This window comes from Cyclobacterium xiamenense, from assembly GCF_042140265.1.
Lineage (GTDB): Bacteria > Bacteroidota > Bacteroidia > Cytophagales > Cyclobacteriaceae > Cyclobacterium > Cyclobacterium xiamenense_A.
Map to the genome: position 1 here is coordinate 1,903,418 of NZ_CP159481.1, position 15,832 is coordinate 1,919,249.

13 protein-coding genes are annotated in these 15,832 nt (G+C 48.5%); 4 read left to right on the top strand and 9 right to left on the bottom strand.

The annotated features are described in order from the left end of the window. Positions 1-355: 355 nt before the first annotated feature. Positions 356-1,801, bottom strand: a complete 1,446-nt coding sequence (locus ABWH99_RS08110; protein WP_375585782.1) for a sulfatase — start codon at positions 1,799-1,801, stop codon at positions 356-358. 293 nt (positions 1,802-2,094) lie between these two features. Then, positions 2,095-2,976, bottom strand: coding sequence for a TSUP family transporter (locus ABWH99_RS08115; protein ID WP_375585783.1), 882 nt, complete (start codon positions 2,974-2,976; stop codon positions 2,095-2,097). A gap of 362 nt (positions 2,977-3,338) precedes the next feature. Between ABWH99_RS08115 and ABWH99_RS08120 the strand changes: the two genes are divergently transcribed. After that, positions 3,339-4,739: a BNR repeat-containing protein gene (locus ABWH99_RS08120; protein WP_375585784.1), complete on the top strand. Its 1,401-nt coding sequence runs from the start codon at positions 3,339-3,341 to the stop codon at positions 4,737-4,739. 139 nt (positions 4,740-4,878) lie between these two features. On the opposite strand, the gene ABWH99_RS08125 is transcribed toward ABWH99_RS08120, so the two are convergent. The 7 genes from ABWH99_RS08125 to ABWH99_RS08155 all read right to left on the bottom strand — a co-directional run bounded on the left by ABWH99_RS08125 (position 4,879) and on the right by ABWH99_RS08155 (position 11,755). Further along, positions 4,879-5,706: a universal stress protein gene (locus ABWH99_RS08125; protein WP_375585785.1), complete on the bottom strand. Its 828-nt coding sequence runs from the start codon at positions 5,704-5,706 to the stop codon at positions 4,879-4,881. Between the two features lie 205 nt (positions 5,707-5,911). Next, positions 5,912-6,514 carry a DUF1080 domain-containing protein gene (locus tag ABWH99_RS08130; RefSeq protein WP_375585786.1) on the bottom strand — a complete coding sequence of 201 codons (603 nt, stop codon included), beginning with the start codon at positions 6,512-6,514 and terminating at the stop codon, positions 5,912-5,914. 209 nt (positions 6,515-6,723) lie between these two features. Beyond that, complete coding sequence (locus ABWH99_RS08135; protein WP_375585787.1) at positions 6,724-7,050, bottom strand: hypothetical protein; 327 nt, start codon at positions 7,048-7,050, stop codon at positions 6,724-6,726. Between the two features lie 37 nt (positions 7,051-7,087). Beyond that, positions 7,088-8,104 carry a phosphotriesterase gene (locus ABWH99_RS08140; protein ID WP_375585788.1) on the bottom strand — a complete coding sequence of 339 codons (1,017 nt, stop codon included), beginning with the start codon at positions 8,102-8,104 and terminating at the stop codon, positions 7,088-7,090. A gap of 6 nt (positions 8,105-8,110) precedes the next feature. Continuing rightward, the gene (gene ppgK / locus ABWH99_RS08145) at positions 8,111-8,857 is read right to left on the bottom strand and encodes a polyphosphate--glucose phosphotransferase (RefSeq protein WP_375585789.1); all 747 of its coding nucleotides are present in this window, start codon (positions 8,855-8,857) and stop codon (positions 8,111-8,113) included. A gap of 1,086 nt (positions 8,858-9,943) precedes the next feature. Continuing rightward, positions 9,944-10,957, bottom strand: coding sequence for a pirin family protein (locus tag ABWH99_RS08150; protein ID WP_375585790.1), 1,014 nt, complete (start codon positions 10,955-10,957; stop codon positions 9,944-9,946). 78 nt (positions 10,958-11,035) lie between these two features. Next, entirely contained in the window at positions 11,036-11,755 is a 720-nt protein-coding gene (locus ABWH99_RS08155; protein ID WP_375585791.1) for a hypothetical protein, read from the bottom strand. A 266-nt stretch (positions 11,756-12,021) separates the two neighbouring features. Here ABWH99_RS08155 and rfbA point away from each other — a divergent pair, with 266 nt between their 5' ends. The 3 genes from rfbA to ABWH99_RS08170 all read left to right on the top strand — a co-directional run bounded on the left by rfbA (position 12,022) and on the right by ABWH99_RS08170 (position 15,831). Further along, positions 12,022-12,897 (top strand): glucose-1-phosphate thymidylyltransferase RfbA, encoded by an 876-nt coding sequence (rfbA, locus tag ABWH99_RS08160; protein WP_375585792.1) that lies wholly within the window; start codon positions 12,022-12,024, stop codon positions 12,895-12,897. A gap of 179 nt (positions 12,898-13,076) precedes the next feature. Continuing rightward, entirely contained in the window at positions 13,077-13,436 is a 360-nt protein-coding gene (locus ABWH99_RS08165; RefSeq protein ID WP_375585793.1) for a response regulator, read from the top strand. A gap of 607 nt (positions 13,437-14,043) precedes the next feature. Next, positions 14,044-15,831 (top strand): sialidase family protein, encoded by a 1,788-nt coding sequence (locus ABWH99_RS08170; protein ID WP_375585794.1) that lies wholly within the window; start codon positions 14,044-14,046, stop codon positions 15,829-15,831. Position 15,832 lies beyond the last annotated feature (1 nt).

The window sequence follows — 15,832 nt, forward strand, 5'->3', positions numbered from 1 at the left end:
GGGCCGCCGATCCGGGGATTGTCGTTGGATCCAAACGGTATGGGGAATCGAATAGGCAGCTGCGATGATATGGTCTGTCTAAAAGGGATGAGAAAAGTTGGTTGCCTACCTGGCGTTTTGGCTTTAGCCGGGAGATTCCCGCGCAGGCATGTGGAAGGACAAACCGCAATACCGGGGAAGGGATATCGGTTGAACAGCCTATTCGCGAGAGGATGAACCAACATACCGCATGGGTTTACAAAGTCGCCGGAATCCAATTTGTTTTTGTAGGTTTCTGCTAAGCTGCCGCCGGGTTTTCGGATTGGGTTACGAGTTTTTTTAACGATCAAATGAACCGTTAGACATTCTTCCAAAACTAGTCGAAAAGGTATTTGGGGTTTTCTATGAACAGTGTCTTTCGGACTTCCGGCCCGAGCTCTTCATACTGGCCCAGTCCTTTTCTCTCAGCCTGGGCCATCCGAATCAACCGTGCTACTATTTCAGGATTTTCGTCGGATAGATCCAAACGTTCTGCCGGATCTTCTCTAAGGTTGTACAGCTCAATATTTGCTGGAAATTCGGTCATGTTATAAGTGCTCTTCAGGATATTTTCACGCTCGCGAGCCGAAAATTCTGCTAATAGATTGAGTTTCCAATCACCGAACCGCACTGCCATTAGGTATCCTGCGTGCCAGTAAAAAAATGGCCTCGGTGCCCTCTCTTTTTCAGGATTAAAAAAATAGGATGAAATATCGGTCCCATCCCTTTTTATCTCCCCCTTCGCTTCTCCATGGGTCAATGCAGCAAAGGTCGGTAACAAATCTAAAAAAGATGCCTGCGCATGACAGGTGGTGCCCGGGCGGATTTTACCGGGCCACCAGGCAATAAAAGGGACACGGATTCCTCCCTCGTAGACCAATCCCTTATTCCCCCGTAATATACCATTGCTCGCTCCAAACCTCTGTGCTCCCCCATTGTCTGAAGTGAAAATCACCAACGTGTTTTCAGCCAGGTGTGTCTCTTTGAGGTACTGCATTATCTCTCCGGTGGACCAACTGATTTCAGCCACACTTGCTCCATAATGTTCGTTGGGATGATTGGTTTGCTGATAGAAAGCTTCCTTGGCTGCCACGGGGACATGGGGCATCGTATGAGCGAGATAGAGAAAAAATGGATATTCTTTGTTTTCACGCATCCACATTACCGCTGCTTCGGTATATTTCTGAGTCAAAGTGGCTTGGTGTTCCCGATTCGCTGCTCCGCCTGTGATTCGTTCTACCAGATCTTTATTTCTCATCAAAGGAAGAAGGGGAGCATCGTTTACGCGGACTCCCATGTCGTTGGAGTAGGGCATACCGTACCAAAAATCGAATCCGTGGTTCATTGGCAGAAATTCAGGTTGATCCCCAAGGTGCCATTTTCCAACGATGGCGGTAGCATACCCGGCATCTTTAAGGATTTCTGGTAAGATCACTTCCTCCGGGTTGATTCCCTTCGAGGATTTTGGAAATAGCACCCAGCGGTTATCTGTGTCCAAATCGAGGTTTACTCTACGGGCGTAGGAACCAGTCATCAGTCCCGCTCGGGAAGGGGTGCATACAGGTGCTCCCGCGTAGAATTGGGTAAATCGAAGGCCCTCTGTCATCAGCTGGTCAATTTCCGGCGTTTGGTTCCAGACGGATCCATAACCGGATAAGTCTCCATAACCTAAATCATCGCACACAATGAGCACGATGTTTGGGGGACGATTTTCTTCCCCGGCACGTGTTTCGCCCATAAATAATTGAACCAAAACAATAGATATTACTATAAATTTGTCCATCGTGTAACGTAGTAAAGGGTAAGGTTGCCGAAAGCCGGAACTGGTTGATTTACGAAAGATGTTTGTTGGCCAGGCAGCCACAAATGAATTGATAAGCGTTTTCGAACAAATGAATCGCATGCAGTCATTCAGGCGCCCCCCATTTGTTTGTTAGATTCGTGAATGAAGAGGTGTATGGCTTAGTTGATTAGGCTTTCCGCAAAATCCGCAGTTAGTGCATCCAGGAAGGTGTGATGATTACCAGGGGCTCGTATAAAGGATGATCGAGAAAGCTTTACCCAGATTCATTGAATTTAAATCACCTTAATTTTCAACTCGGTTTTTTTTCTGCCAGCAGAAAGAAACATCCACGCACAGGTATAGAGGATGACACACAAAACCACCCATTTGAGAACTAAAAGCGGTAATGATTTGACAACAAAAGCTGCCAGAAATACCCCCAAAATCCCGGCAATAGAAAGCGAAAAAGAAACCTTCCTGTCATAGGCTCCTTTTTTGACAAATTGTGTACCCCCTGCTACCATTAATAAGGCAGTTGCTGTCATCATCACTGGAAAGGCGGTGAGCGGATGCATTCCGAGCGCGTATACCGTAGCAATGCAGGGCGCATAAAACCCGACTCCGACGGTTTGCAAGGCGCCAAAAACGAAGCTCATCCCAACAATTACGGCCAGTTTCCAACCCCTCAATCCAATGGCCTCGCCGCCCACAGGCATCACCTCCAAAAAACCGGCAATCATGATTAGAGCCACCGCAAGCAGACCAAAACCAAGCCCCATCTGGATTCTGTGGCGGGACATCCGCGACACACGATCGGCACCAAGCAATGCTCCCAGAGGTGCGGCTGTTGACATGGATACCAGCGTTAAAGGGTCCACCTGAACCACTGTCATGAAAATAAATGCCTGCGCAACAGTGGGGAATGTGTTTCCAACATTCATTGTACCGGGAATCAACCGGTCATCGACCAGCTTGAAAAACTTGAAAATAGCCGTCTGTTGTGCAAAACTCCCAATTCCCAAGGTGTCGAAAAAATTTGTTATAAATCCGGCTCCAAAGAGTCCCGGCCAACTTTTATCGGAAAATAGCTTTCTATTCCTGAAAACGTCCGTGAGGTAGTAGAACCCAAACGTTCCCGTCATGATTCCTAAAATTACTTTTAAAACACTACTCATGAGCAATCACATTGAACGTAATCATGGTCCCGGATAATACTAGTTTCTAATCGAAGTCAAGTTACTGAAAAATGTATTATGACAACCAGTCTTCAGGATACGGTATTTTATCCAAAATGTGTGGTATGTTAACCCTGTTGGTTTTGTCAGGAAAATCAATCAGAGACCCCCGCCAAGAAAATAGGAATCGTTCCCTGGAAAAGACGGATGTAAGAAGAGGAACTATTTGTCCATTACAGGCGTCCTGTTGCGTTTTTATTCCTGCTGCCCCAGGAGGATTTTGGTGCCTAGCGACCGTTTACCCAATAATCGTTTTGAATTCTAAAAATCAGGCAGCATATTTAAAGGTAAAATTGGTCGGTATGAAAGTATTCTTGTTGCTGTTTTGTTTTTGGGTGATTTCATCCCCTTCAATTGGCCAAACGAAGTCGAGGCCCCTCCTGATCGATGAAACCAATACACAGGAGTCGATTGTCCAGACCCTGCTGATTGATGAGGTTTGGGCAGGACACCCTGTAGGGTTTTGCCTGCTCACCCAGGGTGACCGGCAATACATCGCCTATTACAATGCCCAGCGCAACATGGTGGTGGGACAGCGTAACCTCAATGAGCCGAAATTTGACTTACATGTACTGCCGGCAACTTCCCGGGAAACACACGGGGGCACCAGTACTGTGCTCGGCTGGGATAGCCACAATTCGGTCACCCTGGGTATTGACAAAGAGGGGTATATACACCTCTCCGGGAACATGCACGTACATCCGCTTACCTACTTTCGGAGCACAAGGCCCCACGATATTTCCACACTGGAGCAGCACATGAAGATGATCGGCGAAAATGAAAGCCGGTGTACCTACCCACATTTTATGACCACCCGGGAAAACGAATTGCTCTTTCATTACAGGGATGGTGGCAGCGGCAATGGCAACGAAATCTACAACCGCTACGATTGTACCACTAAAAAATGGACCCGATTGTTGGATACCCCCCTGACCGATGGGCAAGGAGCCATGAATGCCTACCAGAGCCAGCCCACGCTACTGAAAGACGGGTGGTACCACGTGTACTGGGTCTGGCGCGATACACCCGACTGCTCCACCAATCACGACCTTTCGTACATGAAGAGCCCGGATTTGAAAAACTGGTACGATGCCTTTGGAGAGCCGATCCGCATGCCGGCCACCCTTGACAATACCTCGCTGATAGTGGACCCCATTCCCGTCAAAGGCGGCATCATTAATCTAGCTGCCCGCATGGTACTCGATGATCAAAACCTCCCCGTTTTTGCCTACCATAAATACGATACCGAAGGCAATCTACAGTTTTACACCGCACAATTGAAAGCGAAGGGCTGGGTGTACACACAGATTACCGACTGGGATTACCGGTGGGAATTTTCCGGTAACGGCAGTATCAATAGCGAAGTGCGGATCAAGGGATTTCGGAAGCGGGCAGACGGCTTTTACGAGTTGGACTACTGGCACATTCAATACGGTCACGGTACCATCTTGTTGAATGACCGTTTTGAGACCATTGGAGAGGTGAAGAAGGCCCCGCCTTTTGATGAGCAAGTGGCGGTGGAGGGCAATTTCCCGGGCCTTGAGGTACGTACATCCGGGGATATCGGCCAGTCACCGGCAAAGGGCGTTCGGTACGTGTTGAAATGGGAAACCCTAAACCGGAACCGCGATCGACCCCGGGAGAAACCCTGGCCCGAACCGAGCAGGCTTTATTTGTACAAGCTGGCTACCGGTACCGACTGATCCCACCGATCAATATCCTGGGTTCAGGGCAGAGAAGCGTTGGAGGTAGGAGCGGGCCAGACAGTTCCAAGGGACGTTCCGTTTTTGAAATCAAAAAAAAGGCCGGGAATGGGACACCCATCCCCGGCCATTCTCACCCTTATTCAAATTTCACGCTCAATACCGGAATATCCGATTTGAACAAAACGGTATCGGTAACCCCGATCTGATAGGAGGAATTGGATTTTCTGACATTGGAAGCGATTGCAATGATTCCGGCATTTTGCTCGGAAGCATAGGCGACAATCCCTTTTTCCGCCTCCTCGTGATTGTAAATATGCCGATGGATGATCAGGTCTTCCTGCCCGGAGGCGTAGGTCCGCATCAAAGACTCTGCCCGGGCACTGTCGGTAAACTTGTCCGGTGTATTGATGAACAGGAAATAGACCGATGCGCCGATCGTTTTAATCAAGGGCTTCATGCGCGTAAATGCAGGACGGCTGGCCTCGTTAAACAGGGAGGCAAATACCATTTTTTTCATGGCTCTACCGTCCAGGACTTTTTTAACGCCCAATACGGGACAATTGGCTTGCCGCATCACTTTCTGTGTGGTGGATCCGATGAATTTGCCAGACTCGTAGCCTTTGCCATAGGCACCAATGACAATCAGGTCGGCTTTTTGTCGTTCGGCCAAATCCACCAATACCTGATCGGGCACGCCCACTTCTACCACCGCCTCAATGGGAGTGTTTTTTACTTTGTGGGTCACAATGAAGGCTTTCAACTTATCTTTTGCCTCCGCTTCGAGATCGAGAATCTCGGTATGTTTTGATTTCTCCGACTCGGATAGGTTTTTCCAATCCAAATCAGACGTAACGACGTTAACACAAGTAATGGAGGCATCTCCCCGGGTAGCTATTTTCGATGCCGTTAGAAAGGCATTTTCACTGTAGGGAGAAAAATCAACGGGAACAATGATTCGTTTCATGGCGATTGTTTTTTTGGTTACAGGCTTTTTTTCTACCCATGAGCAGCGAAAACCGATCCTGAAAATGAGAAACGGGAACGCGACTCATCGATTGCTTTTCTAGAATATTTCAAAATAAACAAAATGTATTTTAAAAAAACATGATGGATGTCACCTGAGAAGCTGATAGTTTCCGTTGATATCTTTTTCTCTCGTCCTTTGTTTCCTATAGTTTCCCTACCCGTATGTTTTTGAACCGGATACTCATTTCGTTATTCGGGTGTAGTTGCAAGCCAATAGGGCCTTTTTCAGGCATGTTTTCGGAAGTATAAGTCATCACTTCCTTGTCATTGAGCCATACGGTGTAGGTTTCCCCGACCAGCTTGACTTTCATGGTATTCCATTCGTCCATTTTGAGAAGATTCGCTACTCCTTTTGCTTCTACCGGATAGGATTTTCCTGGAATATAGGGAGATCCCGTCATGTCTCGCTTGAGAGATCCGGAAATTCCGATCTGTATCTGGTCCTTTTCCGAGCGAAGGAAAATACCGGAATCGACTACTCCCTTTCCCATCAGGAAGTCCATTTGAACTACGAAATCCCCGTATTCTTTTTTTGTCCACAGGGTAGAGCCGGTTTTGGTGGGATCATTTTCCACGTAAATCGTTCCTTCGTCCACTTTCCACCAAATATTGTCTTCCGGTTGTACCGTCCAACCTTTCAAGCTTTTTCCGTTAAAGATGGATTTCATGGCAACATCTTGTGCTGCTGCCAGGTGAACAAACATTAGGGCCATCAGTGCGGCGCATAGTGTGATTTTGATTTTCATGATACATTGGGTTTTATGTGTTGTTGCAAATAGGTATCGGTTTTTCGAAACCAGTGAATAAATGTCAAATCCGGCCATTCCTTTTCAGCTTCTCCGGTCCCAGCGTCTTCTCAACAAAACGAAGATTCCGCGTTGTTTCTCGGAACGACCGCTCCGATAGGCAGCAATTGCTCCCCCAGGATACATCGGCAACTAGCTTGCCATTCAGCTTAATCGATGGAAATCTGATCGGGGTTCAGGGTGTACCCCAGTCGTTTCAGTTTTCCCATGTTTTCCTGGAAGATGCAGTCCAGGGTAATGTTCAAATAGGCACCAAATTCCGGCGGCATGGCGTTCGGATGCGATTTTCGTCGTTCTCTTATGGATTCCTTTTGTTCAGGCGTCAGCCCATCTCGTTTGATGGTGCCAATAAAGTGAAAAAATTCATCCTCGGACATTTCTTCGACATAGGGTTGCATCCACAAAAGCACACATCCGTACAATGGCATTTTCATCATTGTGAAACCTGGACCATATTTCAGTTCATTCAAATCCATACCTTTTTTATTGGGTTTTCTACGTTTGCTAATCTGTTCATTCTTCGCGAAGCAGCCGCTTCTCAATGGAAAAAGCCCGGGCCGGGTTTTTTACAAGTAGCAGATCAACTTCATCTTGTGTAAATCCGTTCTCCAAAAGCAGGGGTAGGAATAATTCGCTGATGGTTGAAAAATCCCGAAACTCGCCTCCGTCGGGTTCACCCGGTCGGTACCAGCCGGCATCGTGGGAAATCAACACCTGCGGTAGCCAACCTTGCTCTTTTAAATAGCGTAGTCTTTTCAGGTAGTCTTCCAGATTGGAAGGTCGAATGCCATCCAGGCTAATCCATACGCCTTCCTCGGCAAGTAGGGAATAGTTTTCCAGGAGGGGTTCGTTTTGCGCATGTACCCATATAAATGCGCTGGGGTGTACCCCAATTGCTTTCAATAGATCCACCTGCTGTTTTGCGGGTAGGTAAGGACCCGTGTGGGAAGCGATTGTTAAGCCTGTTTGCCGATGGGTTATTCCTGCCGCGGTAATCAATTTTTGATGCAGGTCCGAGAGGGATCCACTGTTCACGCCGATTTTAATAAATCCGGGTCGAATGCCCGTTTTTCCTATCCCGTATGTCCACTCGTCGGTCCAGATAGCGGCAAGCGTCTCGGCGGAGGATGAAAAGGCGTGGGCAGGCAAATACTTGTTGTCTACCGCACCGTAGTATCCAGTATTGGTGAGGACATGCACCCCGGTGCGCTCAGAGAGTTCGAGGAGTAATTCGGGATCTCGTCCCAGATAAGCCGGGGTGCAGGAAACCAAGGTTTGGATAGACATTGCCGGCAAGGCTTCCACAAATGGAAGAACCCGCTGGGCGACCACCTTTCGGTCCCAGCGAGAAGGGGTAATTTCCTCTGCACCGATAAAGTCGACCAGCAAATGCTCGTGAATCAGACTGCTACCCATTTGTGCAGCAGGCAGTGGACCTCGAACGGTCATGATCTCAGGTTCCTGGGCATAGCTACGCACTATCCCACCGGATAGCACCATCAGCAACAAAAGGCAGCAAAAGCTTTTCATCGTCGGTTAAGCGTTTAATTTCAGATGGGCCGCCACGGCCGCTCCGATGATGCCTGCCTCGTTTTTATTCTCGGCGGCGATAACCGGAACCTCTACGGTGATTTCATTTTCGAATTTATCCAGCTTTTTGCTCGCTCCTCCGCCCAAAATAAACAAGTCGGGAGAAATGATTCTTACGGTATGTTTCAGGAATTTATTAAAGCGTTTTCCCCAGGCTTTGTAGCTGAGGTTTTCTTTTTTTCTTGCCGAATCGGCAGCAAAATACTCGATGATTTCCCCATTCTTGTAATAGATGCGTCCCAATTCGAAGTTTGGGATCAGTTGTCCGTTGTAAAAAACTCCGGTACCCAGTCCTGTACCAATGGTAACGGTAACCACCAACCCCATTTGGCCTTTGCCCGCACCAAAGGTCATTTCTGCCAGGCCTGCCGCGTCGGCATCGTTTATCACCACTACTGGTAGGCCTGTTTTCTCGGCGAGTAATTCATCGACCGGAACACCCACCCAGCTTTTGTGAATATTGCTCTTGGTCATGCATCGGCCATTGGCTACTACCGTGGGGAACCCACAACCAATGGGGCCTTTCCATGCAAAATGATTGACCAGGGTTTGGACGGCTTCCGCAACGCTTTCTGGTTTCGTAGGTATGGGTGTAGGAACCCTGAACCGCTCTGCTGTCAACTCCCCTGTTTCGATGTTTACCGGGGCTGCTTTGATTCCGGATCCTCCTATATCCAATCCTAATATTTCCATTCAAATACCTTTATGTTCCAACAAAAATTAATTTCGGCAAATCAAGTTAGCAAAAATTAGCCTGAATACGTTCTTCGCCAATACGAAAATACGAAAACAAACCGAATCATTCCATAAAACCAAAAATCTTCCTGGCTTTCTTCTTATCTATTGCTAAACCTCGATAATTGTACGTAAACAAGCAAATTTTCCTAGAAACTAGCCCTTAGCGTAGCGGTTTTCTTAAAGGTTGGGGCAGCCTGGTCCGCTCGGCAGCGCGGGTATCTATGGGATGGCGGCGACTGATACAAAAATAACGGTTTGGACATCAATGGTATTCCTTCGCACCGGATACAGATAATTGTGTTTCGGGAATCCTGCAGCGAGTGGAAGCAATCGGCTTTACCCCCTTCGTAGCGGTAAACATTTCGGCAGGTTAGATTTACAGCCATGTACCTGAAAAAACAAAAAAATACGATTCCCGCCCTTGGCAGGTGGATGCAAACTGCCTGCGCCTGCGTGGGCGGCCCCGCAAAATTTATAGGCGTACACGTTCAGGAAGCCAGGGTTTGGCGAAAGGAAGTGCCGGCAATTTACGCAGCGGTCTTGGCACCTGTCCTGATAGCCCCCTACCTGGAACCCGCCTTTTCAAGGAACGGTAGCTAGGGTGCAGCTATCGTAACGACATAATTACAGTAGCCAAAGCGAACAACCTGCGGGTTGTATTCCGTGAGCTTACCCGGGAGACTGGCTCCATCGAACGAATGGCCGGGTAATTATCGCCCGCTACCGGATGCGGAACCGAACCTCCTCTCCTTGGTACCCGGTAGGTACTGGCCGACCAATGCAGGCTCGGACCAGGCAGTGTATCCGATAAAAATACCGGGACAGGTTTCCCACGACGCATAGCGGAGGCGAAGAGCAAGTGGGTCAACGTGAAAGGATCGATTCTTACCCAATTTTGAAAAAGCATAGGAAAGACACTTGGAGGGGGGTAGTGCGGTACCATCACAGGCCCATAAAAGTGCTGAGAGCAAGGATGCATGTTGGAACAAACCCGGCACCTTATAAAAAATCGGCGAGGTTTTCCGCCGGTTTTTGCCACTATTATTTGATTTCTTCGCGCCCGTCCGCATGGATAGCAAAACGACCCCGTTCGCGGGGGTGAGTATGTTCGTGGCTGGACCAGGGCCAACCCCCGAATTGGGTGCGCTGAAACTCGTAAACGGCATCCTGAATTTCCTGATTGCTATTCATGACAAACGGGCCGTGCTGAACCACTTTTTCCCGTATGGGTTTTCCTTGCAAGTAGAGGAAGTGTCCCGGCTTTGCGCCATTTTTAACCGAGATGGAGGACTGCCCCTCCAAATCTACCGAGTGCTTCGCGGAAACGGGTGTCCCGGCTATTTCGATACGGTCTCCCGCATAAAAGAACAAACTTCTATTGGTACCTTCCCCAACGGCAGGCAGGGTAAATACGGCTCCAGCTTCGGCATTGATCAACCAAATGGCCACTTCGTTTTCAGGTTTGGCAGCGTAGGAATCGGGCGCTGCTTCGAGAGCCTGCAGTTCGCCCAGGTCTCCTGCAATCAATTTAAACTGACTTTGCTTTCCGTCTGCATCGCTCAGGGTCGTGACCGGGATATCTTCTTTCCACATCATTTTGAAATGCGCCGGGACCTGCTTCTTTGCCTGTGGGAGATTGAGCCAGATTTGGAAGAGGTGCAATTCGTTCTTCTTTTTTTCTTCGAGCAGGGGAAACATCTCCGAATGCATGACTCCTCTACCTGCCGTCATCCACTGCACATCTCCATTTCCAAACCTACCGGCTGCGCCCAGCGAATCGGAGTGGTCAACCAATCCTTTTTCCACGATGGTGACGGTCTCAAAGCCTTTGTGAGGATGGGCGGGAAAACCCGGTACTTTACTTCCGTGGTACATGCTCCACCCGTCTTTGCCCGAAAAATCCTGTCCGATTTGCCTGCCGCTTAGACCGGAGACGGGGGATAGGTCGGGCTTTCCTTCGGGGTAAGCGTCCTGATGATGGGCACAGAATAGAAAGGGATCCTGTGTTTGCCAATGAAACCCTAGCGGATGAATTGCTTTTAGTGTTGCAGTCATAGTCGGATGAATTTACATGTATATACATGCAAAAAGGTTTTTCCGCTGATAAAAGTTCCCGGAACTGGATTGTCCGGTTTAGTTGACGCCCTTAATGGGGTTGATGTACCGCCTGAAGATAAGTTGTCCGGAAACGGGATAATCGTTAAATCGGTTAAAGCCTTCGTTTCCATCAAGCTGATCCGAAAACGAGACCAGGGCAGTTCCTTCAAACGCGATATCGGTATACAGGTCCAATTTATAGCTAAGGCCGCCGCGCACGGGAAGGTAGCCAACAATCCGCGTGTGGTTGCTGCTTGTGTTACCAGTACCTTCGATTCGGGTCTCCTCACTTAGATTAAGCAGCAGACCGATCCCGGTTCCCAGGTACAGGTTGAACCGTTTTCTTCGGGTATGGTTTTCAGAGCCAAATAGCTGAAGCGTAGGCATCAGATCCAAAAAAATCATGTTATTTTTGCTTCCAATTGCTTGCCCCCCGGCCTCCCAGGTGTCAATGACCTGGGGCGTGAAATAGTCCAAATCCTGACTTTTCGAACGCTGAAAACCCAGGTAACCTCGCAGGTCGAGCTGTGGCTGGATTTTTCGGCCGTATGTAACCGAAGCAGCAGGTCCAATTTTAACGTCTAATCCGCGAATCCTACCGGAATTGTCTGCATACATGGCCCCAACTCCCAGGCCCGCCTGGAAATAGTGGTCTCTGGATATTTTCTCTTTGTAAAAGTTTTGACCGGATCCACTCAAGGGATGCAGCAGGCAGACAAGTAGTAGCAGCGGAGCTACGGCTAGTGTTTTTTTCATGGCAGGCCTAGGTATCGGTTTGGTTCATCTACTAACGGTTAAAAGTATCATTTCTTGCGGAGAAGTTGAATCTTAGCTCCAAAAAAATCATGTAATTGGCAAGAAAATTTCAACAGATAAGAATTATTACCTATTTTAGTTGCATGTAAATTTTAGTGTAGGCTACCGGCAAGTTCGTTTCGGTTTTCTCTTGTTTGTGGTCTTGCGTTATTTTTGTTTTGCCCCCGGGCTGTCTCTGTATGTATTTTGACTAACGTATTGTTTTTATGAAAGGTATTATTTTAGCCGGGGGTTCAGGCACCCGCCTCTATCCCTTGACCATTGCCGTAAGCAAACAGCTCATGCCGGTTTACGACAAACCCATGATATATTATCCGCTCTCGGTATTGATGATGGCCGGTATCCGGGAAATTTTAATTATCACCACCCCCGAGGATCACCAGGCATTCCGTAAACTGCTGGGCGACGGCAGTCAGGTGGGTTGCGAATTCCAGTTTGCGATTCAGCCAAAGCCGGAGGGTTTGGCCCAGGCATTTATTATTGGTGAAAAATTTATTGGCCAGGATAAAGTAGCGCTGATTCTGGGAGACAATATATTTTATGGCACCGGATTGTACAGTACGCTGAAAAACCATACCGATCCGGATGGAGGCGTGGTGTTTGCTTACCATGTGAACGATCCACAGCGATACGGTGTGGTTGAATTTGACAGCCAGTACAAAGTGTTGAGTATCGAGGAAAAACCAAGCGCACCAAAGTCCAACTTCGCCGTTCCGGGATTGTATTTTTACGACAATGAGGTGGTAGAGATTGCAAAAAACATCCTTCCCAGCAGCAGGGGAGAACTGGAAATAACCGATATCAACAACGCCTACCTTAAAAAAGACAAGTTAAATGTTGGGATATTGAATCGCGGTACGGCCTGGCTGGACACCGGTACCCACCAGTCGCTACTTCAGGCGGCGCAATTTGTTGAAGTGATCGAAGAACGGCAAGGATTGAAAATCGGATGCATCGAAGAAATCGCCTTCCGTAACGGGTTTATCAACCAGGAAGAGTTGATAAAATCCGCCGAAAAACTGGGCAAAAGCGGCTACGGCGAATACCTGAAGAAACTAGTCAGTCAAAATCTAAATTTCTAAACGAATGGGTTGCTTACTCCACAGGTAACCCTACACCCCTGTCTATTTTTTAACTGCATTAAACATGATTTGAAAAGCAAAAAAATTGATAAAAAAAGTTATCCGCTTGCGAAGTATGTTTTTTTGTCTTATGTTTGCAATAAGGAATATGTTTTTTGAAGAGTAATAAATGTAGTTCAATGGTGGATATTGTTTTGGTTGATGACGACAAAGTGAGTACGTTTGTTACGGAAAGGTTTATACGTAAAAATGTGCAAGGTCCCTGTCGCATTCATACGTTCGATTCCGCAGCCGAAGCGTTGCATAGGGTACGGGAGATTCAGCCCCGGTACTTGTTTCTGGATCTGGTTATGCCCCATATGAACGGTTGGGATTTTCTGGAGCAGTTCACTCCGACAGATCAGGAGTCAGAAGTTTATATACTCAGCGGCTCTCTGGATGAGCGAGACCATGAAAAAGCGAATAAAAATCGTAAAGTAAAGAAATTTCTTTCCAAGCTATCGGTGCGGGAAAGCATTCCGAAAATATTTCGGAATTAACGTCTTTTTGTAGGGTTTAAGATTAATTTTTGATCGAAAGCGCATAGGTCCCAGACATTGTCCGGGACCTATGTTTTTATATACAGTTTCCAATGGGGCGAATAGGTACCTATCGATTTTAAGCCAGTAAGTTGGGATCCTGGCGTTAACGCAGAGGGGTTGTAGACCTGAACCTCGTTCGAGGCGGTGCGGTCATCCGAAGGAGCCGGAAGCATTTACTAGCTCGTGCGGGTCATTCGCCCTCAGATAAAAAAGCCCGATCAGATCCCATGGCTGCTGCGAACGAACGTATTCTGCCCGTCTGCAGAAGAGATGGCAAAAACATGGGGAAAAAATGAAACCGGGATACCTGGGATTTCCGGAGAAAATTTTACTTTTATCTGTCAAAAGTCAATTATACCCGGTCCATGTATTGGAATTTCTAGCGCGTACTTAAAATGCTTTACAATCAGCCGCTTCGCTCCGCTTGTAGCGTTACTCCAGGGGCGCTACGCCTCAGGCTCCAACCTGACTGATTTTCTTGCGTCACAAGTCCTTCCCGATATTCGGGAAGAGCAGCCACGAATGCGAATGCACAATCCGGGTTAACCTCTTCTCCTTTCCAATCATGCAAACGCTGACCGCCGTTTTGGGCACCCTCTTTTTTTTCCCTTTCCTCTTTTTGACTGGCCCTGCCTGTGCGCAGAAGAGCGATTGGCGAAATTTTGCCAACGGAACGCCCATTTACGAGAATGGGTACATCGACCAGCCCTACGTGGTGGTACTGCCGGATAAAACCTGGTTGTGTGTGTTCACTACCGGGAGCATGCACGAAGGAGAAATGGGGCAGCACGTGGTCGCTTCCCGTTCAGTCAATCAGGGAGCTAGCTGGTCGGAACCTGTCGCCATTGAGCCAGCTTCGGGCCCGGCAGCCTCTTGGGTAATGCCTTACCAAACGGATTACGGACGTGTGTATGCCTTTTATATCTACAACGGCGAGGAGGTAACCACACTCAACGGAAATCCCATCCGCAACGACATGTTGGGTTGGTACTGCTACAAGTATTCCGATGACGGTGGGAAAACCTGGTCAAAAAGGTATCGGTTACCGATACGAAAAACCAGCGTGGATCGTGGCAACGATTGGAGGGGTGAGGTGCAAATCATGTGGGGAATCGGTAAACCCATTTCCTATGCAGGCGGTATGCTGTTTGCGTTCACCAAATTGGGAAAATACATGCTTGACAAGGGAGAGGGGTGGTTCGTTTGGAGCGATAACATTGCGACCGAAAGGGAGGTAGAGAAGGTGCACTGGAAACTGCTCCCGGAAGGAGAAGAGGGCCTTCGAAATCCCGCCTTTGGTTCGGTTCAGGAAGAGCAAAATGTCGTGCCCTTGAACAACGGAGACCTGTACAGCATGTACCGGACACGTACGGGTTATGCTGTGGACGCCTACAGCCGGGACGGTGGCAAAAGTTGGTCGCTGCCGCAGATAGCCCGTTATGCCGATGGCAGAAAAATTAAAAATCCCCGCGCCTGCCCCAGAATCTGGAAGTGCGGCAACGGCAAGTACCTGCTTTGGTACCACCACCACAGCGGCGACGATTTTTCGGACCGCAACCCCGCCTGGATCGCAGGAGGCATAGAAAAAGACGGAAGGATACACTGGTCTCAACCCGAGATTTTTATTTATGGGACAGACCTATCCTACGAAACGGGGCGGTACAGTTATCCGGACCTGATCGAACAGGAGGGGAAGTATTGGGTCACTACCACCAATAAGGCAAGCGGCAAATTGATACCCGTAGAGGAAGCGTTACTGGAAGGACTCTGGTCTCAACTTGAGCCTGCGGCTGCTGCGGAATTGCCTGCGCCGATACCGGATTTTACGAAGCAGATCCATTCCGGGCAAGGCATGGTTCAACTGGAAGTCAATGACTCCTTTCGGAGGCGTCCTCTGGTGGATGCCGGGAATACGGTTGGAGGTTTTACCCTTGAGATGGATCTGATGTTTTCCTCCCTTAATCCCGGGCAGGTGCTGCTGGATATGCGGGAGGAGAACGGAGACGGTATCCTCGTAGAAACGGCCGGCTACCGACAGGTGCGGCTTAGCCTGATGGCTGGGGAAAAGAAGAGCAGTTGGACTTCCGATCCGGGTAAATTAACGATAGGTACGCCTCATCGTCTCTCCTTTCTTGTCGACAACGGGCCCAAGGTTATTCAGGTTCTGCTGGACGGTGTGTTGGGAGACGGTGGAGAAAGCCGCCAATACGGATGGACCCGGTACGAACCGGACCTGGGAGCCATCTACTTACCCGAGCGTTGGACAATCAATTCCGGCCCGGTTAGGCAGGTGAAAATCTACAATAAATCCCTTTCGGTATCGGAAGTCATGCGAGCGCAAAGTCAGGAATAGG

Coding starts and splice junctions, on each gene's coding strand:
- ABWH99_RS08165 (WP_375585793.1), top strand. CDS start 13,077: ATGGTGGATATTGTTTTGGTTGATGACGACAAAGTGAGTACGTTTGTT.
- rfbA (WP_375585792.1), top strand. CDS start 12,022: ATGAAAGGTATTATTTTAGCCGGGGGTTCAGGCACCCGCCTCTATCCC.
- ABWH99_RS08115 (WP_375585783.1), bottom strand. CDS start 2,976: ATGAGTAGTGTTTTAAAAGTAATTTTAGGAATCATGACGGGAACGTTT.
- ppgK (WP_375585789.1), bottom strand. CDS start 8,857: ATGGAAATATTAGGATTGGATATAGGAGGATCCGGAATCAAAGCAGCC.
- ABWH99_RS08125 (WP_375585785.1), bottom strand. CDS start 5,706: ATGAAACGAATCATTGTTCCCGTTGATTTTTCTCCCTACAGTGAAAAT.
- ABWH99_RS08120 (WP_375585784.1), top strand. CDS start 3,339: ATGAAAGTATTCTTGTTGCTGTTTTGTTTTTGGGTGATTTCATCCCCT.
- ABWH99_RS08140 (WP_375585788.1), bottom strand. CDS start 8,104: ATGAAAAGCTTTTGCTGCCTTTTGTTGCTGATGGTGCTATCCGGTGGG.
- ABWH99_RS08155 (WP_375585791.1), bottom strand. CDS start 11,755: ATGAAAAAAACACTAGCCGTAGCTCCGCTGCTACTACTTGTCTGCCTG.
- ABWH99_RS08170 (WP_375585794.1), top strand. CDS start 14,044: ATGCAAACGCTGACCGCCGTTTTGGGCACCCTCTTTTTTTTCCCTTTC.
- ABWH99_RS08110 (WP_375585782.1), bottom strand. CDS start 1,801: ATGGACAAATTTATAGTAATATCTATTGTTTTGGTTCAATTATTTATG.
- ABWH99_RS08150 (WP_375585790.1), bottom strand. CDS start 10,957: ATGACTGCAACACTAAAAGCAATTCATCCGCTAGGGTTTCATTGGCAA.
- ABWH99_RS08135 (WP_375585787.1), bottom strand. CDS start 7,050: ATGGATTTGAATGAACTGAAATATGGTCCAGGTTTCACAATGATGAAA.
- ABWH99_RS08130 (WP_375585786.1), bottom strand. CDS start 6,514: ATGAAAATCAAAATCACACTATGCGCCGCACTGATGGCCCTAATGTTT.